The following is a 21,589-nucleotide window of genomic DNA, read 5'->3' on the forward strand; positions in this document are numbered from 1 at the left end:
TCAGCCGGGTGACCGCCGCGTGTCAGGGCGGCGGCCCAGCGTGGGGCCCGCCACCCGACCGGTGGCGCACCCCGACTCCCGAGGAGAAGACCATGAAGACCGACGAGCTGGCCGACCACCTGTTCGGCTCCGCGCTGGGCGCGCTCGACATCCTGACCGTCCACCTGGGCTCGCAGCTCGGCCTCTACGGCGTGCTGCACCAGCGGCCGTGCACCGCCGCCGAGCTGGCGGAGGCCGCCGGCCTGCACCCGCGCTACGCCCGCGAGTGGCTGGAGCAGCAGACCGTCGCCGGTCTGATCGACGTCGACGACCCCGCCCTGCCCGCCGAGGAGCGCCGGTTCGCGGTGTCGGCCGAGCACGCCGCCGTGCTCTGCGACCCCGACTCGCTGTCGTTCTTCACGCCGTTCGCCGACGTGATCGCGGCAGCCGCGGTGCAGCTGCCCGCGCTGCAGGAGGCGTTCCGCACCGGTGGCGGCGTGCCGTGGTCGCAGTACGGCGCCGCCATGCGCCGCGGGCAGGCCGAGGCCAACCGGCCGCTCTTCCTGCACTCGCTCGGCAGCGACTGGCTGCCGTCGCTGCCCGACGTGCACCGCGCGCTGGGCGCCGGCGGTCGGGTCGCCGACCTCGGGTGCGGCGACGGCTGGTCGTCGATCGGGATGGGGCTGGCCTACCCCGCCGCCACCGTCGACGGCTTCGACGTCGACGCCGACTCGGTCGCCGCGGCCACCGCGACCGCTGCGGAGTACGGGCTGTCGGACCGGGTGCGCTTCGAGGTGCGCGACGCCGCGACCGCCGACCCGGGCGAGGGCTACGACCTGGTGACGGCGTTCGAGTGCGTGCACGACCTCCCCGACCCGGTGGGCGTGCTGGCCGCGGCCCGGCGCCTGGTCCGCCCCGGCGGCACGGTGCTGGTGATGGACGAGCGGGTGCCAGCGGAGTTCACCGGTCGGTCGGGCGACGCCGTGGAGCAGCTGATGTACGGCATGTCCGTGCTGATCTGCCTGCCCGACGGGCTGTCCCACCACCCCTCGGTGGGCACGGGGACCGTGATGCGGCCCGACACGTTGGCGGCGTACGCCGGTGACGCGGGCTTCTCGGGCGTGGAGGTGCTGCCGATCGAGCACGAGATGTTCCGGTTCTACCGGCTGGTGGCCTGAGCGCCGGGGCGGCTCAGAAGTCGAAGCGGTCGCAGGTGCGGTCGCGCACCAGGCCCCAGGTCTGGGCGTCGACCACACCGTCGACCCCGATCTGGGCCCGCGCCTGCAGGTCCTCGATCCGGGCCTGGGTGCGCTCGTCGTAGACGCCGTTGACCCACGCGGTCGGGAACGCCTCGGGGTCGAGCTCGTTGAGCAGCCCCTGCAGCTGGCGGATCCAGATCGAGGTGGTCGCGTCGGACTCCATGCCGGGCCGCAGCACCGGGCCGGTCTCGTCGGGCAGCACGCACACGCACCGGACGAAGATGTCGTTGCCGTCGCGCAGCCTGGTGACGAAGTCACCGCGGTGCTCGGGCGTCATCCGGGCCGCGCAGGCCGGGGCCATGGTGGGGAACGGGCCGAGGTAGGCGACGTAGTCGGGGTCGCGGAGGTTCTCGGTGCCGTAGATCGTGGGGCAGGAGTCGTCGGTGCGCAGGTAGCGCACCTCGTCGGGGTCCTGGTCGGCCACCGCGGCGACCAGCGGCGCGGCGCCGTCGCCGATCCCGACGACGAGCAGCGACTCGCCCGAGCACGGCTGGTCGTCGAGCGGCACGCCGAGGTTGAGCGGGTCCGCGACCGCACCCACCTCCGGCCCGGGCTCCGACGTCGTGACCAGCCCGGTCACCACCCCGCCCCCGGTGCCGAGCACCACGGCCGCCACCAGCGCCGCCGTCCGAGACCTCCACCGCACCCGGTCACCCTAGTCAGCCCGGGGGGCCCCGGCCGGGGCGCCACCGCCGCTTGTAACGCGCGGTTATCCGGACTGGGGCGCCGTCACAGGGGCGCACCAGTCCGGATAAAGGAGCGTTACAAGCGTGCGCCGCCCGGCTCCGAGGCCCCCATCCCCAGCGCCCGACCAGCCATCTGCCGCAGCAGCTCCCGCATCCGTACGTCGGGGAGCAGGCCGCTGTGGGGGGTGGAGTTGATCAGGCCGAACGCCGCGTGCGCCATCGCCCGGGCAGGCTGGCGGGTCAGCCCGGGGTGGAGCTCGCGGAGCCGGTCGGCCCAGACGTCGACGTACTGGCGCTGCAGGGTGCGCACCCGCTCGCGGGCCTCGGCCGGCAGTGACTCCCAGTCGCGGTCCTGCACCACGATCAGCGCCCGGTGCCGCAGCGCGAAGTCGACGTGCCACTCCACCAGCGCGGCCAGGGCGGCCGCGGCGTCGCCGGCCTCGGCGGCCTCGGCGGCCCGGGCCCGGCCGACGGTGAGCAGCTCCTCGCTGATCGAGACCAGCATCTCGGCCAGCACCGCGTCCTTGGAGGCGAAGTGCTTGTAGAGCGCCGGGCCGGAGATGCCGCACGCGGCGCCGAGGTCGGCCACCGAGACGCCGTGGAAGCCGCGCGCCGCGAACAGCTCCGCCGCGGTCGCGAGGATCTGCTCGCGGCGGGTCTCCTGCGGGGCGGCGGTCACCGGCTCAGGTTAGCGACCGTTCACCTCCCCTGGCGGCGCGTCCAGGAAGGCGCGCACCCGGTCGTGGTAGCCCGGCGGCTCGAGCAGGAACGAGTCGTGACCCCACGGCGAGGCGAGCTCCTCGAACGTCACCGCCGCGCCCGCCTCCGCCAGCACGTCGCGGATCCGCAGCGTGTGGGCGGTGGGGAACCGCCAGTCGCTGTCGAACGACAGCAGGTGGTACGCCGTCGCCGCGGCCGCGCGCGCCACCGCGTCGGGGTCGGCGAAGGCGTCGTAGTAGTCCATGACCCGGGTGAGGTAGAGGTACGACAGCGCGTCGAACCGCTCGACGAACGCCCGGCCCTGGTGGTCGAGGTACGACTCCACCTGGAAGTCCACCCCGAGCCGTGGCTCGCCGTCGTCGACCCGGGCCCGGTCGAACTTCTGGCGCAGCGCCTCCTCGGAGACGTAGGTGATGTGGGCCATCATCCGCGCGATCGAGAGCCCGAGGTCGGGACGGCGGCCGGTGCCGGGGTAGCGGCCGTCCTGGAAGTCGGGGTCGCGCAGGATCGCCTGGCGGGCCACCGCCGAGAACGCGATGTTCTGCGCGGTCAGCCGCGACGAGGCCGCCACCAGCACGGCGCGGTCGATCTCGCCGGGGTGGTCGACGGTCCACTGCAGCACCTGCATGCCGCCCAGGGATCCGCCGACGGCGGCGTGCAGCCGCTCGATGCCGAGGTGGTGCACCAGTCCGCGGTGCACCGCCACCAGGTCCGACATCGACAGCAGCGGGAAGTCCAGCCCCCACGGCCGCCCGGTGGCGGGGTTGGTCGACAGCGGCCCGGTCGTGCCCCGGCAGCCGCCGAGCAGGTTGGCGCAGACCACGAACCAGCGGTCGGTGTCGAGGGCGCGGCCGGGCCCGATCAGGTTGTCCCACCAGCCGCGGCGCGTCGGGTCGCCGTGGTGCCCGGCGGCGTGCGCGTCGCCGGTGAGCGCGTGGCAGACCACCACGGCGTTGTCGCGCGTCGGCGACAGCTCGCCGTAGGTCTCGTAGGCCACCTCGACCGGCCCGAGCGCGTCGCCGCTGGACAGCACGAGCGGGTCGTCCTCGTTCCAGAGGACGACCCGCTGCGTGGTGGTGAGGCCCAGCGGCACCCGCGCCGTCCTCGGCTACTTGGCCGCGGTGAGGGCCTGGTCGAGGTCGGCGATCAGGTCGTCGACGTGCTCGATGCCGATGCTCAGCCGCACCATGTCCTCCGGCACGCCGGCGGCCTCGAGCTCCTCGGGGGTCAGCTGGCTGTGGGTGGTGGTGGCGTTGTGGATCGCCAGCGACTTGGCGTCGCCGATGTTGGCCAGGTGGCTGAACAGCTCCAGGCCCTCGACCAGCCGCTTGCCGCCGTCGCGGCCCGACTTCACGCCGAAGCTCACCAGGCCGCCGTAGCCGCGGCCGGTGAAGATCCGGTCGGCCACGGCCTTGTACGCCGACGACTCCAACCCGGGGTAGCTCACCCAGGCGACGTTGTCGTGGCCCTCGAGGAACCGGGCGACCTTGAGCGCGTTCTCGCTGTGCCGCTCCATCCGCAGGTGGAGCGTCTCCAGGCCCTGCAGGAACAGCCAGGAGTTGATCGGGGTGATCGCGGCGCCGGTGTTGCGCAGCAGCACGGTGCGGGCGCGGATGATGTAGGCCAGCTCGCCGACCGCGTCGGTCCACACGACGCCGTGGTACGCCGCGTCGGGCTGGGTCAGCCCGGGGAACCGCTCGGCGTGGGCGGCCCAGTCGAACTTCCCGGAGTCGACGATCACGCCGCCGATGGAGGTGCCGTGGCCACCGATGTACTTGGTGGCCGAGTGGACGACCACATCGGCGCCGTGGTCGAAGGGCCGCACCAGCAGCGGGGTCGGGGCGGTGTTGTCGACGATCAGCGGCAGGCCCAGGGCGTGGGCGGCGTCGGCCCAGGCGCGCAGGTCGACGACGTTGATCTTCGGGTTGCCGACGGTCTCGGCGAAGACCAGCTTGGTCTTCTCGTCGACGGCGGCCGCGAGCTCCTCGGGCTTCTCGGGGTCGACGAAGCGCACCTCGATCCCGAACTGGGGCAGGGTGTGCGCGAAGAGCGCGTAGGTGCCGCCGTAGAGCGTCGAGAGCGCGACGATGTTGTCGCCGGCGTAGGTCAGGTTCAGCACGGCGTACGTCGTCGCCGACGACCCCGAGGCGGTCGCGAGCGCGCCGACGCCGCCCTCGAGCTGGGTGATCCGGTCCTCGAACACCGACTGGGTCGGGTTCATGATCCGCGTGTAGATGTTGCCCGGCTCGGCCAGCGCGAAGAGGTTGGCTGCGTGCTCGGTGTCGTTGAAGACGTACGACGTGGTCTGGTAGATCGGCACGGCGCGGGCGTTGGTGGCCGGGTCGGCCTCCTCCTGGCCCGCGTGCACGGCCAGCGTCTCGGGGCGGTAGGTCATCGTCTGCTCCTGGATCGGGTCGGGCTCCCGACTCTAAAGTAGAGTAAAAGACACGACAATGAGTGTCCGCCCGCTGGTCACGGCCGGGCTCGGCCGTCCCGGTGTGCTCGGCGTCGTGGACGCGCTGGTTAATGATCGCTAACCTCGGGGGCGTGACCGACGACCTGCGCACCCTGGTGGCCGACCTGCGCGAGCGGCTCGCCGCGGCCCGCCTCGGCGGCTCGGAGGCGGCCCGGCGCAAGCACACCGACCGCGGCAAGCTGCTGGTCCGCGACCGGGTCGACCGGCTGCTCGACCCCGGCAGCCCGTTCCTCGAGCTCAGCCCGCTCGCCGCGACCGGCATGTACGGCGAGCCGGGCGAGTCCCCGGTGCCGAGCGCCGGCATCGTCACCGGGATCGGCCGGGTCAGCGGCCGCACCTGCGTGGTCGTCGCCAACGACGCCACGGTCAAGGGCGGCACCTACTACCCGATGACGGTCAAGAAGCACCTGCGCGCCCAGCAGGTCGCCGCCGACAACCACCTGCCGTGCCTCTACCTCGTCGACTCCGGCGGCGCGTTCCTGCCGATGCAGGACGAGGTGTTCCCCGACCGCGAGCACTTCGGCCGGATCTTCTTCAACCAGGCCAACCTCTCCGCCCGCGGCATCCCCCAGGTCGCCAGCGTGATGGGCTCGTGCACCGCAGGCGGCGCCTACGTGCCGGCGATGAGCGACGAGACCGTGATCGTCAAGGAGCAGGGGACGATCTTCCTCGGCGGCCCGCCGCTGGTGAAGGCCGCGACCGGTGAGGTCGTCACCGCCGAGGAGCTCGGCGGCGGTGACGTGCACGCCCGCCGGTCGGGCGTCGTCGACCACCTCGCCGACGACGACCTCCACGCGCTCGCGATCGTGCGCGGCATCGTCGACACCCTGCGCCCCACCCCGGCCGCGCCGTGGGAGGTGCGCGAGCCCGAGGAGCCGCTCGAGGACCCCACGACCCTGCCCGACGTGGTGCCCGCCGACACCCGCACGCCGTACGACGTGCGCGAGGTCATCCGTCGGGTGGTCGACGGCAGCCGGTTCCAGGAGTTCAAGCGGCTCTACGGCGAGACGCTGGTGACCGGCTTCGCCCACGTCTGGGGCCACCCGGTCGGCATCGTGGCCAACAACGGCATCCTGTTCAGCGAGTCGGCCCTCAAGGGCGCGCACTTCATCGAGCTGTGCAACCAGCGCGGCATCCCGCTGGTCTTCCTCCAGAACATCACCGGCTTCATGGTCGGTCGCGAGTACGAGAACCGCGGCATCGCGCGCGACGGCGCCAAGCTCGTCACCGCGGTCGCGTGCTCGGTCGTGCCGAAGTTCACCGTGGTCATCGGCGGCTCCTACGGCGCCGGCAACTACGGCATGTGCGGGCGCGCCTACGACCCGCGCTTCCTGTGGATGTGGCCCAACGCCCGGATCTCGGTGATGGGCGGGGAGCAGGCCGCCTCCGTGCTCGCCACGGTCGCGGGCCGGCCCGACGACGACGAGTTCAAGGCGCCGATCCGCGAGCAGTACGAGACCCAGGGCTCGCCCTACTACTCCACCGCCCGGCTCTGGGACGACGGCGTCATCGACCCCGCCGACACCCGGCGGGTGCTCGGCATGGGCCTGGCCGCGGCGGCGCACGCGCCGGTGCCGGCCCCCTCCTACGGCGTCTTCCGGATGTGAGGCGGGCCGTGGACGCGTCGACGAACCCCGAGCCCCACCGAGGAGCAGCCGTGCCCGAGCCCGTCGCCCTGGCCAAGGTGCTGGTCGCCAACCGCGGCGAGATCGCGCTGCGCGTGCTACGCACCTGCCGGCGTCTGCAGCTGCCCACCGTCGCGGTCTTCACCGCGACCGACGCCGACGCGCCTCACGTGCTCGCCGCCGACGAGGCCGTCGAGGTCGCCGGCTACCTCGACGTCGACGCGCTCGTCGCCGCCGCGGTCGCCAGCGGTGCCGACGCCGTCCACCCCGGCTACGGCTTCCTCTCCGAGCGGGCCGAGTTCGCGGCCGCGCTCGAGGCGGCCGGCGTCCGGCTCGTGGGGCCGAGCGCGGCGGTGATGGAGCAGATGGGCCGCAAGGACGCCGCCCGCGAGATCGCGGTCGCGGCCGGCGTGCCGGTGGTGCCCACCGGCGACGACGCGGCGTACCCCGTGCTGGTCAAGGCCGCCGCCGGCGGCGGCGGCAAGGGCATGAGGATCGTGCGCAGCGAGGCCGGGATGGCCGAGGCGCTGGCCGCGGCGCGGCGCGAGGCGGCCGGTGCCTTCGGCGACGACACGATGATCGTGGAGAAGTACGTCGAGCACGGCCGCCACATCGAGGTGCAGGTGCTGGCCGACCACCACGGCAACGTCGTCCACCTCCACGAGCGCGACTGCTCGGCCCAGCGGCGGCACCAGAAGGTCGTGGAGGAGGCGCCCGCGCCCACGATCAGCGCGGCGGTGCGCGAGCTCGTGACCTCGTCGGCGGTCGCGCTGGCCCGCCACGTCGGCTACACCAACGCCGGCACCGTGGAGTTCCTGCTCGACACCGACACCGACGAGGCCTACTTCCTGGAGATGAACACCCGGCTCCAGGTCGAGCACCCCGTCACCGAGGCGATCACCGGACTCGACCTGGTCGAGGAGCAGCTGCGGATCACCGCCGGCGAGCCGCTGCGCCTCACCGAGGCGCCGGGACCGTTCGGCCACGCGATCGAGGCCCGGGTCTACGCCGAGGACCCGTTCCACGACTTCCTCCCGCAGGCCGGCACCGCCTCGATCGTCCGCTGGCCCGACCCCGCGCTGGCCCGCACCGACCACGCGCTCCACCCGCGGCAGCGGGTCGGCACGGCGTACGACCCGATGCTCGGCAAGGTGGTGGCCTCCGGCCGCGACCGCGAGGAGGCCCGGGCCCGGCTGGTGGCCGCGCTCGAGCAGACCAGCATCCTGGGGCTCACCACCAACGTCGGCTTCCTGCGCGACCTGGTGGGCAGCGACGAGTTCCGCGACGCGACCATCGACACCGCCTGGCTCGACACCGCGGAGCTGGCGCCACCCGACCCCGCCACCGCCCGGCTGGTCGCGGCCTGGGTCTCGGCGATGCTCACCGCGGTCACCGACCGCGGCCACCCGTTCGCCGCCGACGGGTGGCGGCTCGCCGGACCCCCCGCACCCACGGTGGTCGACCTCGACCGGCCGGTCGTCGTCGACCGCGCCGCCGGCACCGTCGACGGCGTACCGGTCAGGGAGCTCTCCGCTGCCGACCACACCGTGCGGCTGCTGGTCGACGGGCGCCCGGTCGAGGCGGTGGTCAACGCCCAGCCCGGGTTCGTCGACGTGGTGGTCGCCGGGCAGCGCCACCTGTTCACGCCGCCCGACCGGCTGGCCCCCACGGCCGCCGCGGGCGACGGCACGGTCGCGGCGCCGATGCCCGGCACCGTGCTCGACGTCCGCGTCGCCGCCGGCGATCGGGTCGAGTCGGGGCAGGTGCTCGGCAGCATGGAGGCGATGAAGATGGAGCTGACCCTGACCGCGCCGTTCGCCGGCACCGTCGCCTCGGTGGCCGCCGGCGCCGGGCAGCAGGTGCCGCTGGGCGCGACCCTGTTCGTGGTCGAGCCCGAGGAGGAGGACGAGGCATGACCGGCCTGCCGATGGTGGTGCCCGAGCCCGGGCTGCCCGAGCGCGTCACGATCTGGGAGGTCGGGCCGCGCGACGGGCTGCAGAACGAGCAGGCGCTGGTGCCGGTCGAGGTCAAGGAGGAGCTGGTGCGCCGGTTGGTGGCCGCGGGGCTGCCGGTGGTCGAGGCGACGTCGTTCGTGCACCCGAGGTGGGTGCCCCAGCTCGCCGACGCCGAGGAGCTGATGACCCGGCTCGGCCCCGACGGCGTCGCGCTGCCGGTGCTGGTGCCCAACGAGCGCGGCCTCGACCGCGCGCTGGCCCTGGGCCTGCGGCACGTCGCGATCTTCGGCTCCGCCACCGAGACCTTCGCGCAGAGGAACCTCAACCGCTCCGTCGAGGAGCAGTTCGCGATGTTCGAGCCCGTCGTGACCCGGGCCCGCGCGGCCGGCCTCGACGTGCGGGCCTACGTCTCGATGTGCTTCGGCGACCCGTGGGAGGGCGCGGTGCCGATCGACCAGGTGGTGCGGGTCGGCGTCCGGCTGCTCGACCTCGGCGCTTCCCAGCTCAGCCTCGGCGACACCATCGGCGTGGCCACCGCCGGCCACGTCGGCGCGCTGGTCGCCGCGTTCGGCGCCGCCGGGATCGGCCCCGACCGGCTGGCGCTGCACTTCCACGACACCTACGGCCAGGCACTCGCCAACGTCCAGGCCGGGCTGCGGGCGGGGGTGACGACGTACGACGCGAGCGCGGGTGGCCTCGGCGGCTGCCCCTACGCCGCCAGCGCCACCGGCAACCTCGCCACCGAGGACCTCGTCTGGCTGCTCACCGGCCTCGGCATCGAGCACGGCGTCGACCTCGACGCCCTGGTCGCCACCAGCACCTGGCTCGCCGGCCACCTGGGCCGCCCGAGCCCCTCCGCGGTGGTGCGCGCCCTCGGCTGACTGCACGGTGGTCGAGCAGCGAGGAGCGCCAGCGACGAGCGCCCGTCGAGACCCCTGACGGCCGAGCGCCCTCCGGTGGGGACGGGAGGGCGTTCGTCTCGCCGGGTCTCGAGGCTCAGGCCTGGCGGCCTTCGCACCTCGACCACCGCACGCCGGCGTGCCGCGCCGCCGGCACGGAGGCGGCGGAGCGACGGGCGTCGTTCGGCACGTAGACGGCGGCGTGGCGCCGAAGCGGACACCGGGGAACGGCAGGGCAGCGTCCGGCGACACGGCAACGAGTGCCGAACGACGTCCGGCGCGCAGCAGCCGCAGTGCCCCACCACGCGCGGCACAACGCACCCACCCACGCCAGTTACCCGCCGCCTGGATCGCACGACAGAGAGTTAGCCCCCACCCGGGCCCCGTCCGCGGAGTCACCACGCACGCCCCGGCCGGGCCGGGTCCATAGACTGCCGGGCATGGCGGACCGGGTGTACGTGCACGTGGGTGCGCCCAAGACCGGCACCACCTACGTCCAGGACCGGCTCCACCTCAACCGCACCCGGCTGGCCCGCCACGGCGTCCGCTACCCCGTCGGCAGCCACGAGGACATGTTCCCGGCGGCCCTCGACCTGATCGACCGGCCCTGGGGCGGGATGCGACCCGAGGTGCAGGGGGAGTGGGCCGCGCTGGCCAAGCGGGTCGCGCGCGCCAAGGGCACGGTCGTGATCAGCCACGAGATCCTCGCCGGCGCGACCCCGGCCCAGGTGGAGCGGGCGATGGCCGACCTGGCGCCCGCCGAGGTGCACGTCGTCTACTCCGCGCGCGACATCGCCCGCCAGGTGGCGGCCGAGTGGCAGGAGCAGGTCAAGCACCAGCGGCGGGTGACGTTCCGCTCGTTCCTCAAGCAGCTCCAGGCCTCCGACTCGCGCAAGGCCAGCCGCTGGTTCTGGCGGGTGCAGGGGCTGCCCGACGTGCTGGAGCGCTGGAGCGCCAACCTCCTGCCCAGCCAGGTCCACCTCGTGACCGTCCCCCAGCCGGGGGCCCGGCACGGCGAGCTGTGGCGCCGGTTCTGCACCGCCACCGGCATCGACCCCGCGTGGGCGCCGCTCGACAGCGAGCGCCGCAACCCTTCCCTCGGCGGCGCCGAGACCACGCTGGTGCGCCGCCTCAACAGCCGGCTGCGCGAGGCGGGCATCGAGCCGGCCGACTACCGCACGATCGTGCGCCACGTCGTCGTCCACGAGACCCTCGCCCAGCGCGACGGCATGACCCGGGTGGTGCTGCCGCCCGAGGCCCACGCGTGGGCCAGCGGCGTGGCCCAGCACTGGATCGACTGGGCCGCCGGCTCCGGCATCGACGTCGTGGGCGACCTCGAGGAGCTGCGGCCCGCCCGGCCCGACCCCGAGGCCGTCTGGCACAACCCCGACAAGCCGCCCGCCCGCGACGTCGCCTCGGCCGCGCTCGACGCGCTGGTCGCCGTGGTGCTCGAGGCCGGCCGGCGACCCGAGCCGCAGGAGCAGGTCACCGCCCGGGTACGCCGCGCGGCCCGCCGGGTGCTGCCCCGATGAGCCGGGCCCGCGCGTGGGGGTGGATCGCCCACCTGCGCGACGGCGGCACGACGCCGTGGGCCGACTGGTCCGCGCCCGCCGACCGCGCCGACCGGGTGCTGCCGGGTGCCCAGCAGCTGGAGCTGCTGCGTCGGCTCAACCTCGCCGGGCGGCCGTCGACGGCGCTCGCCGACCGGGTGCTGGCCACCAGCGCACCCGGGCGCGGCCGACCGGACTTCGAGCTGGTCGGCGCCGACGAGGGCTCGCCGTTCGGCCCGCAGCCGGTCGACCCGTCGTCGCTGCCGGCCGACGAGCTGGTGCGGGTGGCGACCGGCGTGATCGCGGAGGACGTCGTGGCGGGCCCGGTGCCCGAGCGCACGCCCCGCCGGCCGCGCCGCCCGCGGTGGCGGATCGTCGGCGATGCCTGGGTGGCGCACACCATGACCGAGGCGATGCTCGACCGGCGCCGCTGGCCCGGCGGCCCCGGCACCGTCGCCCACGTCGTCGGCACCGACCAGGCCGCGATGCTGGTCGACGCCTGGACCGCCCGGTGCTTCGCCGAGGGCGGCCCGCCGTGGGGCGAGTGGCTCGACGCCGTGCTGCGCCGCCCGGTGCCGCCGCGCCGCGCCGACCTGGTGCGGGTCGCCGACGCCTGGGCCGGGCGGCTCGGCCGATCGCGGGTGCGGGTGGTGCTCGACCCGGCGCTCGTCGCCGGGCTGGTGCGCACCCGGCGCCCGCTGCCCGTGCGTCCCACGCTGCCAGCCGCGGGCGTCGAGCTGGCCCGGCACGTCTCGGCCGCGCTCGGCCACCACGTGGTGCCCGCCCGCCGGGTCGCGCTGCTGCGCGGCGTGCTGCTGCCGCGGCTGGTGGGTCGGCCAGGCCCCGCGCTCGTCGTACCTCCCGACCGGGCCGAGCAGGTGACGGCGATGGCCGAGCGCCACCGGGAGCGGCTGCTCGCCGCCCACTACGCTGTGCACGGCGAGCCGGACCTGCTGCTGCCCCGGCAGCACGACGGCGCGGCCGAGCCGGCGGTCGACGGCGTCCTCGACCTCGCGCTGGCCCTCCTGCTCGACCACCAGACCGCTCCCGAGGAGGCGCACCCATGAGCAAGCGGGTGCTGCTGCACGTCGGGACGCCGAAGACCGGCACGTCGTACTTCCAGGACGTGCTGTTCCGCAACCAGGAGGCGCTCGAGCCGCAGGGCGTCAGCTACCACGCGCCGCGGTTCGACTACCACTTCCTCGCCGCGCTCGACCTGATGCGGCTGCCGTGGGGCGGGCTGGAGGCCGAGGCGATCGGGGCGTGGGACGAGCTGGCGGCGCGGGTGCGGGCGGCGTCCGGCACCGCGATCGTGAGCCACGAGATCCTGGCCACCGCCTCGCGCAGCCAGGTCGCCCGGGCCCTGGAGTCGGTGGGGCACGGCGCCGGCGCCGAGGTGCACGTCGTGCTGTCGGTGCGCGACCTGGTGCGGCAGATCCCGGCGGAGTGGCAGGAGAACGTCAAGCACCGCTCGACGTTGAGCTACGCGACGTTCCTCGAGCGGATCCAGGACCCCACCCGCGACAGCCGGATCGGCTCGTGGTTCTGGGGGGTGCAGGAGATCCCCGACATCCTCAACCGGTGGGCCCACGACCTGCCGCCCGAGCACGTGCACCTCGTGACCGTGCCGCCGCCGGGCGGGCCGCCGGAGCTGCTGTGGCAGCGGTTCAGCCGGGCGTTCGGCCTCGACGGCCTCGAGCTCGATCTCGGCACCGACCGCGCCAACCCCTCGCTCGGCGTACCGGAGACCGCGCTGCTGCGCCGGATCAACCGCGACGCCAACGCGCTCGTCGAGCCCGAGCACTACCGCCCGCTGGTGCGCGAGCTGCTCGCCCACCAGACCCTGTCGCGCCGCACCGGCTCCCCCCGGCTCGCCCTGCCCCCCGACGTCCACCCGTGGGTGCAGGAGCTGAGCGCGTCGTGGGTGCGCGAGGTGCGCGAGCGGGGCTACGACGTCGTGGGCGACCTCGACGAGCTGCTCGGCGCCCCGCCCGCCGCGGGCTTCGCCGACCCCGACGCCCCCCGCGAGCGCCAGGTCGCCGCGGCCGGCGTCGACGCCATCACCGCCCTCCTCCTCGAGGCCACCCGCCTGCGCCAGGAGGAGGCCCGCCTCCGCGACGAGCTGGCCGCCGCCCACGCCGAGGTCGAGCGCGCCCACCTCCGCCCGGTCTACCGACTGCGCAAGAAGGTCGTGCACCGCCTCGAGCGCGGCTCCGGCCGGTTCCTCATCCGCCTCTACCGCCGCCTCCGCGGCCTCCCGGTGGACGCTGGTTGAGGAAGTTGCGCTAGCAACTGTCTCGAAACCCCCGCACCTGAACGCCCTCCGGTGGGGACGGGAGGGCTTCCGTCTCACCGGGTCTCGAGGCTCGTCGCCAGGGCTCCTCGCACCTCGACCAGCGGTGCGCACCAGAGCCACTCGCCGGCGTGCCGCGCCGGACGCACGGAGGCCGCGGAGCGACGGGCGTCGTTCGGCATGTAAACGGCGGCGTGGCGCCGAGACGAGCGCCGGGGGACCGCAGGGCAGAGTCCGGCGACACGGCAACGAATGCCGGACGACGTCCGGCGCGCAGCAGCCGCAGTCCCCCCACGCGCGGCACCCCGCACCCACCCCCCCAACACCAGTCAGCACCCGCCCGGATCACACCAATCCGCAGTCGCCCGCCGTCCGAGCCCCGTCCGCGGGGTCGCCCGTTCCAGGGAGGGCGGTCGGCTCACCGGTTTCGAGACAGGCGTTGCCCGCCTTCCTCGACCAGCGCCCGGCGTTCGTCTCACGGGGTCTCGACGACGCTCGCTGGCGCTCGCTGCTCGACCACCGGTCAGCGGGGACGGGCGAGCAGCTCCCGGTCGGCGTAGCGGCCGATCTTCCAGGTCGCGAACCCGTCGGCGCCCAGGCCGACGATGCCGCCGACGACCGGCACCCGGCGGCCGACGGTGGTGGCGAGGCGCTTGCCGGCGACCTGGGTGATCAGGTCGGAGGCGACCTCGGCGGAGACGACGCGGTCGAGGTCGGGGTCGTGCACCGGGGCGGTCGCGAGCGCCATCGGGGGCGCGGGGAGCTTGCGGGCCCGGACCAGCTTCTTGACGCTGTCCTCGCCGAGCAGGCAGGTGAGCACGGCGTTGCGCACCCGCGGGTCGTCGAGGTCGTAGCCGCGCAGGTGGGCGATGCCGGCGATCATCCGGCACTGCACCAGGGCCAGGCCGGTGATGTTGGTGGGGATGGTCAGCGCCGAGGTGACGACGCCGCCGAGGTTGGTGAGGAAGCCCTGGGCGCCGGCGTAGCGGACGTGGTTCTCGATGACCTCGTGGACGGCCTTGTCGACGTCGCCCTTCTGCTCCCGCAGCTGCTTCTCGGCCGCGTCGGCGGCGGGCGGCAGCGGGCCGACGCCGGCGATGGCGCGGTGCAGGGCCTCGCGCACGAACGTCGTGGTGAGGCCTGGGGCGAGCTCGGTGATCCGCGGGGCGAGGCTGGCCCCCACGCGGGTGGCGACGTTGCGACGGATGCCCATGCCCCGATCCTAGGCGGGACGCCTCAACCCGCCCCGGCCTGAGCCGTCACACTGGGGCGGTGCCCGTCGAGCCTCCCGCCTCACCGTGGGTCTTCCCCGGTCCGGACCGGTGGGACCCCGACGACGACCTGGTCGGGATGGGCGGCGACCTGGAGCCTGGCACCCTGCTGGCGGCCTACCGGGCGGGGCTGTTCCCGATGCCGGTGGGCGGGCGCCGCGACCCGATGGCGTGGTGGAGCCCGGTACGGCGCGGGGTGCTGCCGCTCGACGGGCTGCGGGTCTCGCGGTCGCTGCGCCGCGCACTGCGCGACCACGAGATCCGGGTCGACACGGCGTTCGGCGAGGTGCTGGCCGCCTGCGCCGACCCCCGCCGGCCGCAGGGGTGGATCGACGGGCGGGTGCGCGCGGCGTACCTGCGCCTCCACGAGCTCGGCTGGGTGCACTCGGTCGAGGCCTGGCGCGACGAGCGGCTGGTCGGCGGGCTCTACGGCGTGCAGATCGGCGGACTCTTCGCGGGGGAGTCGATGTTCCACCGCGAGCGCGACGCCTCGAAGGTGGCGCTGGTCGGCCTGGTCGAGCGGCTCCGCGACGAGCACGCCGACCTCCGGCTGCTCGACACCCAGTGGCAGACGCCGCACCTGGCGTCGCTGGGCGTGGTGGAGGTGTCGCGGGCGGAGTACCTCGCCCGGCTGGCCGCCGCGCTGCCGCTGCCGCCGGTCGTCGGCCCCCAGCAGGGTTGACCGGCCGCCGATGGGGCAGGGTGTCCTCCGGAACACACGGACCCAAGCGGAACGACGAAGGAGACCGACGATGAAGCGAGCAGTACTGGCAGCCGGTGTGCTGCTGCTGGCCGGGGCGGCCGGCGCGTGCGGTGACGACGGTGGCGGGGGCGGTGACGCCGGCGGGAGCCCGACCGACGCGTCGGAGAAGGACTTCTGCGCGGCGTTCACCGATCTGAGCCAGTCCGCCAGCGGCTCCGGCGAGGACACCGAGGCCGCGATCGAGAAGGTCAAGGACGCGGCCGAGAAGCTCGCCGACGTCGGCACCCCCGAGGGCATGCCGGACGACGCCCGCAAGGGCTTCGAGCTGTTCCTCGAGGCGATCGACGAGGTCGACGCCGATGCCTCCGAGGAGGACCTGCAGGACCTCGGCAACGACCTGAGCGACGAGGAGAACGACAGCGTCGACGCGTTCGTCAAGTACGCCAGCGAGACCTGCGTCAGCGCCGGCTGACTCAGCGATCGGCACCCGGGCCGGTCGGTCCGCCCTCGGGCGGGCCGGCCGGCCCTCGTCGTACGGGGCTCAGACCACCCGGGCCGGGCCGCCGGTCTCGCTGACCATCGGGCGGCCGGCGGCCTCCCAGTCGAGCATGCCGCCGTCGAGGTTGACGACGTCGCGGCCCTGCTGGGCCAGCCAGGCGACGGCCTGCCCGGAGCGGGCGCCGACCTTGCACACCACGAGCACCTGGCCGTCGGGCACGTCGTCGAGCCGCTGCCCCAGCTCGCCGAGCGGGATGTGGGTCGCGCCCTCGACGTGCCCCTCGGCCCACTCGAAGTCCTCGCGCACGTCGAGCACGGCCAGCCCCTCGGGCAGGGGGTCGGGGACGCCGGAGATGGCGACGGTCGGCACGTGCACGCGGGGCTCCTGGGGTGGGGGACCTACTTGAGCAGCCGGCTCAGCCGCCGGTCGGCGAGCGGTTTGCCGCCGGTCTGGCAGGTGGCGCAGTACTGCAGGCTGGAGTCGGCGAAGGAGACCTCGCGCACCACGTCGCCGCAGACCGGGCAATCCTGGCCGGTGCGGCCGTGCACGCGCAGGTTCGACTTCTTCTCGCCCTTGAGCTCGCTCGCGGCCAGGCCGCGGGAGCGGTCGACGGCGTCGCCGAGGGTGCTGCGGATCGCGTCGTGGAGCACCTGGCGCTCGTCGGCGTCGAGACTGCTGGCCGGCTTGAACGGCGACATCCGGGCGACGTGGAGGATCTCGTCGGAGTAGGCGTTGCCGATGCCGGCGATGGTGCCCTGGTGGCGCAGCACGCCCTTGAGCTGCTTGCGCCCCTCGGCGTCGAGGATCGCCCCGAGCACCTCGACCGAGAAGTCGTCCTCGAGCGGGTCGGGGCCGAGCGAGGCGATCCCGGGCACGTCCTGGGGGTCGCGCACGACGTACATGGCCAGGCTCTTCTTGGTGCCGGCCTCGGTGATGTCGAGACCGGAGTCGTCGTCGAGCACCACCCGGGCGGCCATCGGCGACTTGTTGCTCGGCTTGGGCGGCAGCGACGGCACCTCGTCGCGCCAGCGGATCCAGCCGGCGCGGGCCAGGTGCATGACGAGGTGGAGGCCTCCGACGTGGAGGTCGAGGAACTTGCCGTGCCGGGTCACGTCGTCGACGAAGCTCCCCTCGAGCGCCCGCAGCGGCGGGTCGAAGGTCTTCAGCGCGCTGAACGCCGCGAGGTGGACGGTCGCGATCGCGCGCCCGTCGAGCCGGCCCCGGAGGTCGAGGGCCAGCGCTTCCACCTCGGGCAGCTCGGGCACCCGGCCAGTCTAGGGACGGGCCGCCAGCGCGGCGAGGGTCTGGCGCGTCCCCCACCCCCGGCGCATGATGGAGGGCATGAGCGCCCCTCGGCCGCTGCCCGAGCTGGAATCGATCCACCTCGACGCCCGCGGGGGCGGCCGCGCGCTGCGGGTCTCGTGGCACACCGAGACCGGTCCCGGCGGCGTGGTGGTGCTGTCGCTGTGGCGCGACAACGTCTGCACGGCGTCGTTCCGGCTCCCGGGCGACGAGGTGCCGGCGCTGGTCGAGACCCTCCAGGCCGGGCTGGCCGGCCACGACCTGGCCGTGGAGCACGACGCCGCGGGCTGACCTCTCGGCCAGAACCTCGACTTCTCGGCCGGAGTTCCGGCCGACCAGTGCGGGTTTCCCCGGTGAACCGGGGAAACCGCCCGCCCCGAATCTACGACCCCACCTAGACACCCCCATACAGTCGGAGCGTGGACCCGATCCGGAACCCCTACGCGCCCGGCGCCGGTCAGCGGCCGCCCGAGCTGGCCGGCCGCGACGAGCAGCTGGCGGCGTTCGACGTGGTGCTGGAGCGGGTGCAGCGGGGCCGCCCGGAGCGCTCGCTGGTGCTCACCGGGCTGCGTGGCGTCGGCAAGACCGTGCTGCTCAACGCGCTGCGCTCGCAGGCGGTGCGCAAGGGGTGGGGCACCGGCAAGCTCGAGGCGCGCCCCGACCAGCGGCTGCGGCGCCCGCTCTCCGGTGCGCTGCACCAGGCGGTGCGCGAGCTCGGGCACCCGGAGCAGGAGCAGGTCGACCACGTGCTGGGCGTCGTCCGCTCCTTCGCGCAGCGCGAGGCCGGCACCACTGCGCGTCTCGCCGACCGGTGGAACCCCGGCATCGACGTCCCCGCCGTCCGCGGCCGCGCCGACTCCGGCGACGTCGAGATCGACCTGGTCGAGCTGCTCTCGGACGTCGGCGGGCTGGCCGCCGACGTCGGCAAGGGGGTCGCGATCTTCGTCGACGAGATGCAGGACCTCGGCGCCGACGACGTCTCGGCGCTGTGCGCGGCCTGCCACGAGCTGAGCCAGTCGGGGCGGCCGCTCATCGTCGTCGGCGCCGGGCTGCCGCACCTGCCGGCGGTGCTCAGCGCCAGCAAGTCCTACTCCGAGCGGCTCTTCTCCTACCTCCGCATCGACCGGCTCGCCCGCGACGAGGCCGACCGCGCGCTGAGCGCGCCCGCCGCCGACGAGGAGGCGGCGTTCACCGAGGCCGCGCTGGCCGCGATGTACGACGCGACCGGCGGCTACCCCTACTTCATCCAGGCCTACGGCAAGACGGTGTGGGACCTCGCACCGCGCAGCCCGATCGGGGTCGACGACGTGCGGGTGGCCGCCCCGGAGGCCGAGCGCGAGCTCGCGGTGGGCTTCTTCGGCAGCCGCTACGAGCGGGCAACGCCGGCCGAGCGCGACTACCTGCGGGCGATGGCCGACGCCGCCGTCGAGCTCGGCTCCGACGACCCCGTGGGCTCGGTCGCGACCGCCGACGTCGCCGCCGTGCTCGGCAAGAAGCCGCAGTCGCTCTCCCCCGCCCGCGACTCGCTGCTGAAGAAGGGGCTGATCTACTCCGGCGAGCGGGGCCGGATCGCGTTCACCGTCCCCCACTTCGGCCGCTACCTGCGCGAGCAGACCGCCTAGCCGCGCTAGTCCGTGACGTTCTGGCCCCTGATCGGGCCGCGGAGGGGCCCAAACGTCACGGACTACCGTCGCGCAGCGGTCAGCAGGGCACCCGCACCCGGGGATCGGCCGGGCCCGGGTGGCTGAGCGCGTCGATCGTCCAGGCGATGGCGGGGCGGGTCAGCGGGATCAGCAGGTGCTCGGCGACGTTGAGCGGGCAGCGCTCCTGGATGGTGAGGTTGGTGACCCGCGGGCCGGGCTCGAGGTAGCCGAGCCGGTGCGGCACGACGACCTCGTCGAGGCGGGTCGTGACGACGGTGTAGTCGACGTCGCCGGGGGTCTCGTCGCCGGCGTTCAGCGCCGAGAGGAACGGCGACCCGGCGGCCTGCTGCACGCACGCGGGGCAGGGGATGCCGAGCACCAGTGCGGTGAGGCGATTCACCAGCATGGTGCCGTGGTTCGACGGCGCGAGCCCGACCAGGTCGTCGACCTTGTTAGCGCCGCCGAGGTGCTTGATGTAGTAGCGCGGCATCATCCCGCCCTGGGAGTGCCCCACCATCGACACCTTCGCCGCGCCGGTCGCGGCCAGCACCCGGTCGACGAAGTCGCGGAGCTGGGCCGCCGAGCGGGAGATCTCGCCGGTGCCGCGGTTGCCGTAGTCGAGGGAGAAGACGCACCAGCCGCGCCCGGCCAGCTCCGCCGACATCCGCTCCAGCAGGCTGCGGCGGTCGCCGATGGTGCCGTGGACGAGCACGACCGGCGTGGGGCGCTCGGCCGACGGTCGGCAGTCCCAGTCGTTGGCGCCGGGCGGGTCGCCCAGCGGCGACGTCGGCAGCGGGAACGGCACGCCGGCGCCGAGCCCGGCGGCCGCGGCCGGCGTGGCGGTGAGCCCCAGGGCCAGCAGGAGCAGGGCCAGGGCGGTGGCGAGGACGGTCCCGAGGCGTCGCATGGCGAGAACCTAGCGCCGCCGAGTGGCGGACGTCACCCCTCCGCCCGGCCGCAGTCGCCATGATGGACGGCGTGAGGCCCCAGGTCGTCGCCCACCGCGGCGCCAGCTTCGAGAACGCCGAGCACACGCTGGGCGCCTACCTCGCCGCGCTCGACGCCGGCGCGGACGCCCTCGAGTGCGACGTGCGGCTCACCGCCGACGGCCACCTGGTCTGCTTCCACGACCGCGACCTGCGCCGCACCGCCAGCAGCCCGGGCTCGGTCTCGACGATGGAGCTCGCCGAGCTGGCCGAGCTCGACTTCGCCTCGTGGAAGAACCCGTGGGCCGACCTCGACGACGAGGCTGACGAGCGCCCCCGCGAGCACGACGGCGTGCTCACGCTGCGCAAGCTGTTCGAGACCGTCGCCGACTACGACCGCCGGATCGAGGTCGCGGTCGAGACCAAGCACCCCACCCGCTACGGCGGGCTGGTCGAGAAGCGGCTGGTGGAGCTGCTCCGCGACTTCGGCTGGGACCGGCCGGGCACCCCGGCGCGGGTGATGAGCTTCAGCCACACCGCGCTCCAGCGCGTCGAGAGGCTCGCCCCCGGCGTCCCGCTGGTGCAGCTGGTCGACCGGGTGGAGTGGTGGCCGCTGCTCAGCCGGGTCGTCGGCCGCGACTGGGTGGTGGCGCCCGGCATCGACGAGCTCACCGCCCATCCCCGGCTCGGGCGGCGGATCGCCCGCACCGGCCGCCCGATGCACGTGTGGACCGTCAACACCCCCGCCCAGCTCGACACCTGCCTCGAGCTCGGGGTGGCGGCGCTGATCACCGACCGCCCGGCGTACCTGCTGGGGCTCCTCGACGACCGGCTCGGATAGGTTGCCGGCATGGCGAAGAAGTCCCGCACCAAGGCCCGCGACGCAGCCCCCGCCGAGGGCGAGGTCGGCCCCCGGCAGCCCTGCCCGTGCGGTTCCGGTCGGCGCTACAAGGCCTGCCACGGTGCGGCCGACGGCGCGCCGCCGGTCTACGTCGCCCGCCCGTTCGAGGGGCTGCCGTCGGAGTGCGACGTGGTCGCGCTGCGCGAGCTGGTGCCCGCCGCCACCGCGCCGCTGGAGGTGGCCGGCACCGACCGCACCGTGCTCCTGGCCTCGCTGCTGCCCGCCGCCGCACCGGCCATGTCCCGCGACAGCGGCCAGGTCTGGCTCGGGCTCCAGGTGCAGCACAACTACGGCGACCCCTCGCGCGACCTCGCCGCCGTGCTGCAGCAGGCGCTCGACGCCGAGCCCGGCATCGTGGGGCTGACCTCGGCTCCCCCGGCCGACGGGCCGCGGCTCCAGGACCTGGTCACCGGTGACCGCCTCGACATCACCGTGCACGACGGGTTCGACTACTGGGTCGCCGACCTCGACGACCGCGACGACCTCGCCGCCGCCCTCGAGCAGGCCAACGCGACGGCGTCACCGACCGCCCGGCTGACCCAGGTAGAGGCGGCGTACTGGACCCGGATCGGCGCGAAGGAGCACCTGCGCTGGGTGATGCCCGAGCCCGAGGGCGACCTGCTCGACGCGCTGAGCCGGCTGCACGTCGCCGGCGCCGACGTGATCGCCGACGGCGCCCGGCTGGTCGGCATGTTCCGCGCCCACGGGCTGCTCGCCCCGGTGTGGGACCTGCCCGTCGGCACCGGAGCCGAGGCGCTCGAGGACCCCGCCGCGGCGTTCCGCACCGCCCTCGACGAGGCGCTCGCCGACACCACGCCGCTCACCGGCGACGAACGGGCCGCCCGCTCTGGGCTGGCCAACCGTCAGGTCACCATCCGCTGACGCGAGCGTCACAGTCGGGC

General features: G+C 74.6%; 21 protein-coding genes. 13 read left to right on the top strand and 8 right to left on the bottom strand.

From position 1 onward, the window contains the following. Nucleotides 1-92 precede the first annotated feature (92 nt). Complete coding sequence (locus JT721_RS04545; RefSeq protein WP_205471731.1) at nucleotides 93-1,157, top strand: bifunctional 2-polyprenyl-6-hydroxyphenol methylase/3-demethylubiquinol 3-O-methyltransferase UbiG; 1,065 nt, start codon at nucleotides 93-95, stop codon at nucleotides 1,155-1,157. Nucleotides 1,158-1,170: 13 nt separating this feature from the next. On the opposite strand, the gene JT721_RS21615 is transcribed toward JT721_RS04545, so the two are convergent. From JT721_RS21615 to JT721_RS04565, 4 genes are all read right to left on the bottom strand, one after another. Further along, on the bottom strand, nucleotides 1,171-1,884 hold the full coding sequence (locus JT721_RS21615; RefSeq protein WP_205471732.1) for a peptidoglycan-binding protein: 714 nt from the start codon (nucleotides 1,882-1,884) through the stop codon (nucleotides 1,171-1,173). 116 nt (nucleotides 1,885-2,000) lie between these two features. Next, nucleotides 2,001-2,603 (bottom strand): TetR/AcrR family transcriptional regulator, encoded by a 603-nt coding sequence (locus tag JT721_RS04555; RefSeq protein ID WP_205471733.1) that lies wholly within the window; start codon nucleotides 2,601-2,603, stop codon nucleotides 2,001-2,003. 9 nt (nucleotides 2,604-2,612) lie between these two features. Continuing rightward, nucleotides 2,613-3,737: a homoserine O-acetyltransferase gene (locus JT721_RS04560; RefSeq protein ID WP_205471734.1), complete on the bottom strand. Its 1,125-nt coding sequence runs from the start codon at nucleotides 3,735-3,737 to the stop codon at nucleotides 2,613-2,615. A gap of 15 nt (nucleotides 3,738-3,752) precedes the next feature. Then, complete coding sequence (locus tag JT721_RS04565) at nucleotides 3,753-5,039, bottom strand: O-acetylhomoserine aminocarboxypropyltransferase/cysteine synthase family protein (protein WP_205471735.1); 1,287 nt, start codon at nucleotides 5,037-5,039, stop codon at nucleotides 3,753-3,755. A gap of 152 nt (nucleotides 5,040-5,191) precedes the next feature. Between JT721_RS04565 and JT721_RS04570 the strand changes: the two genes are divergently transcribed. The 6 genes from JT721_RS04570 (at nucleotide 5,192) to JT721_RS04595 (ending at nucleotide 13,424) form a co-directional block, all read left to right on the top strand. Then, a complete protein-coding gene (locus JT721_RS04570; RefSeq protein ID WP_374220866.1) occupies nucleotides 5,192-6,727 on the top strand; it encodes a carboxyl transferase domain-containing protein in 1,536 nt (511 codons plus the stop codon). A gap of 50 nt (nucleotides 6,728-6,777) precedes the next feature. Next, on the top strand, nucleotides 6,778-8,661 hold the full coding sequence (locus JT721_RS04575; protein WP_205471737.1) for a biotin carboxylase N-terminal domain-containing protein: 1,884 nt from the start codon (nucleotides 6,778-6,780) through the stop codon (nucleotides 8,659-8,661). Next, the gene (locus JT721_RS04580) at nucleotides 8,658-9,581 is read left to right on the top strand and encodes a hydroxymethylglutaryl-CoA lyase (RefSeq protein WP_205471738.1); all 924 of its coding nucleotides are present in this window, start codon (nucleotides 8,658-8,660) and stop codon (nucleotides 9,579-9,581) included. Before JT721_RS04575 ends, JT721_RS04580 begins: the two co-directional genes overlap by 4 nt. A 458-nt stretch (nucleotides 9,582-10,039) precedes the next feature. Further along, nucleotides 10,040-11,131: a hypothetical protein gene (locus tag JT721_RS04585; RefSeq protein ID WP_205471739.1), complete on the top strand. Its 1,092-nt coding sequence runs from the start codon at nucleotides 10,040-10,042 to the stop codon at nucleotides 11,129-11,131. Continuing rightward, the gene (locus JT721_RS04590) at nucleotides 11,128-12,216 is read left to right on the top strand and encodes a hypothetical protein (RefSeq protein WP_205471740.1); all 1,089 of its coding nucleotides are present in this window, start codon (nucleotides 11,128-11,130) and stop codon (nucleotides 12,214-12,216) included. The genes JT721_RS04585 and JT721_RS04590 overlap by 4 nt, the downstream gene beginning before the upstream one ends. Beyond that, complete coding sequence (locus tag JT721_RS04595; RefSeq protein ID WP_205471741.1) at nucleotides 12,213-13,424, top strand: hypothetical protein; 1,212 nt, start codon at nucleotides 12,213-12,215, stop codon at nucleotides 13,422-13,424. The genes JT721_RS04590 and JT721_RS04595 overlap by 4 nt, the downstream gene beginning before the upstream one ends. Nucleotides 13,425-13,965: 541 nt before the next feature. Here the strand turns inward: JT721_RS04595 and JT721_RS04600 are convergent. Continuing rightward, the gene (locus JT721_RS04600; RefSeq protein ID WP_205471742.1) at nucleotides 13,966-14,655 is read right to left on the bottom strand and encodes an EcsC family protein; all 690 of its coding nucleotides are present in this window, start codon (nucleotides 14,653-14,655) and stop codon (nucleotides 13,966-13,968) included. Nucleotides 14,656-14,714: 59 nt separating this feature from the next. On the opposite strand from JT721_RS04600, the gene aat reads away from it, so the two are divergent. Together aat and JT721_RS04610 are read left to right on the top strand one after the other, a co-directional pair. Then, nucleotides 14,715-15,395: a leucyl/phenylalanyl-tRNA--protein transferase gene (aat, locus tag JT721_RS04605; RefSeq protein ID WP_205471743.1), complete on the top strand. Its 681-nt coding sequence runs from the start codon at nucleotides 14,715-14,717 to the stop codon at nucleotides 15,393-15,395. 70 nt (nucleotides 15,396-15,465) lie between these two features. Further along, nucleotides 15,466-15,888 (top strand): hypothetical protein, encoded by a 423-nt coding sequence (locus tag JT721_RS04610; protein WP_205471744.1) that lies wholly within the window; start codon nucleotides 15,466-15,468, stop codon nucleotides 15,886-15,888. Nucleotides 15,889-15,957: 69 nt separating this feature from the next. Here JT721_RS04610 and JT721_RS04615 read toward each other — a convergent pair whose 3' ends face one another. Beyond that, nucleotides 15,958-16,290, bottom strand: coding sequence for a rhodanese-like domain-containing protein (locus JT721_RS04615; protein ID WP_205471745.1), 333 nt, complete (start codon nucleotides 16,288-16,290; stop codon nucleotides 15,958-15,960). Between the two features lie 23 nt (nucleotides 16,291-16,313). Next, a complete protein-coding gene (locus JT721_RS04620) occupies nucleotides 16,314-17,180 on the bottom strand; it encodes an Fpg/Nei family DNA glycosylase (RefSeq protein ID WP_205471746.1) in 867 nt (288 codons plus the stop codon). Nucleotides 17,181-17,256: 76 nt separating this feature from the next. On the opposite strand from JT721_RS04620, the gene JT721_RS04625 reads away from it, so the two are divergent. After that, on the top strand, nucleotides 17,257-17,508 hold the full coding sequence (locus JT721_RS04625) for a hypothetical protein (RefSeq protein ID WP_205471747.1): 252 nt from the start codon (nucleotides 17,257-17,259) through the stop codon (nucleotides 17,506-17,508). Nucleotides 17,509-17,636: 128 nt separating this feature from the next. Beyond that, the gene (locus JT721_RS04630) at nucleotides 17,637-18,839 is read left to right on the top strand and encodes an ATP-binding protein (RefSeq protein WP_205471748.1); all 1,203 of its coding nucleotides are present in this window, start codon (nucleotides 17,637-17,639) and stop codon (nucleotides 18,837-18,839) included. Nucleotides 18,840-18,918: 79 nt separating this feature from the next. Here the strand turns inward: JT721_RS04630 and JT721_RS04635 are convergent, their stop codons facing one another. After that, nucleotides 18,919-19,767, bottom strand: a complete 849-nt coding sequence (locus JT721_RS04635; protein WP_205471749.1) for a triacylglycerol lipase — start codon at nucleotides 19,765-19,767, stop codon at nucleotides 18,919-18,921. A 71-nt stretch (nucleotides 19,768-19,838) separates the two neighbouring features. On the opposite strand from JT721_RS04635, the gene JT721_RS04640 reads away from it, so the two are divergent. After that, on the top strand, nucleotides 19,839-20,627 hold the full coding sequence (locus tag JT721_RS04640) for a glycerophosphodiester phosphodiesterase family protein (protein ID WP_205471750.1): 789 nt from the start codon (nucleotides 19,839-19,841) through the stop codon (nucleotides 20,625-20,627). 9 nt (nucleotides 20,628-20,636) lie between these two features. Beyond that, complete coding sequence (locus JT721_RS04645) at nucleotides 20,637-21,569, top strand: DUF5926 family protein (protein WP_205471751.1); 933 nt, start codon at nucleotides 20,637-20,639, stop codon at nucleotides 21,567-21,569. The last annotated feature ends 20 nt before the right edge of the window (nucleotides 21,570-21,589 follow it).

This window comes from Nocardioides sp. SYSU D00038 (assembly GCF_016924665.1).
GTDB lineage: Bacteria > Actinomycetota > Actinomycetes > Propionibacteriales > Nocardioidaceae > Nocardioides.

Coding starts and splice junctions, on each gene's coding strand:
- JT721_RS04545 (WP_205471731.1), top strand. CDS start 93: ATGAAGACCGACGAGCTGGCCGACCACCTGTTCGGCTCCGCGCTGGGC.
- JT721_RS04565 (WP_205471735.1), bottom strand. CDS start 5,039: ATGACCTACCGCCCCGAGACGCTGGCCGTGCACGCGGGCCAGGAGGAG.
- JT721_RS04580 (WP_205471738.1), top strand. CDS start 8,658: ATGACCGGCCTGCCGATGGTGGTGCCCGAGCCCGGGCTGCCCGAGCGC.
- JT721_RS04585 (WP_205471739.1), top strand. CDS start 10,040: ATGGCGGACCGGGTGTACGTGCACGTGGGTGCGCCCAAGACCGGCACC.
- JT721_RS04590 (WP_205471740.1), top strand. CDS start 11,128: ATGAGCCGGGCCCGCGCGTGGGGGTGGATCGCCCACCTGCGCGACGGC.
- JT721_RS04595 (WP_205471741.1), top strand. CDS start 12,213: ATGAGCAAGCGGGTGCTGCTGCACGTCGGGACGCCGAAGACCGGCACG.
- JT721_RS04600 (WP_205471742.1), bottom strand. CDS start 14,655: ATGGGCATCCGTCGCAACGTCGCCACCCGCGTGGGGGCCAGCCTCGCC.
- JT721_RS04610 (WP_205471744.1), top strand. CDS start 15,466: ATGAAGCGAGCAGTACTGGCAGCCGGTGTGCTGCTGCTGGCCGGGGCG.
- JT721_RS04625 (WP_205471747.1), top strand. CDS start 17,257: ATGAGCGCCCCTCGGCCGCTGCCCGAGCTGGAATCGATCCACCTCGAC.
- JT721_RS04635 (WP_205471749.1), bottom strand. CDS start 19,767: ATGCGACGCCTCGGGACCGTCCTCGCCACCGCCCTGGCCCTGCTCCTG.
- JT721_RS04645 (WP_205471751.1), top strand. CDS start 20,637: ATGGCGAAGAAGTCCCGCACCAAGGCCCGCGACGCAGCCCCCGCCGAG.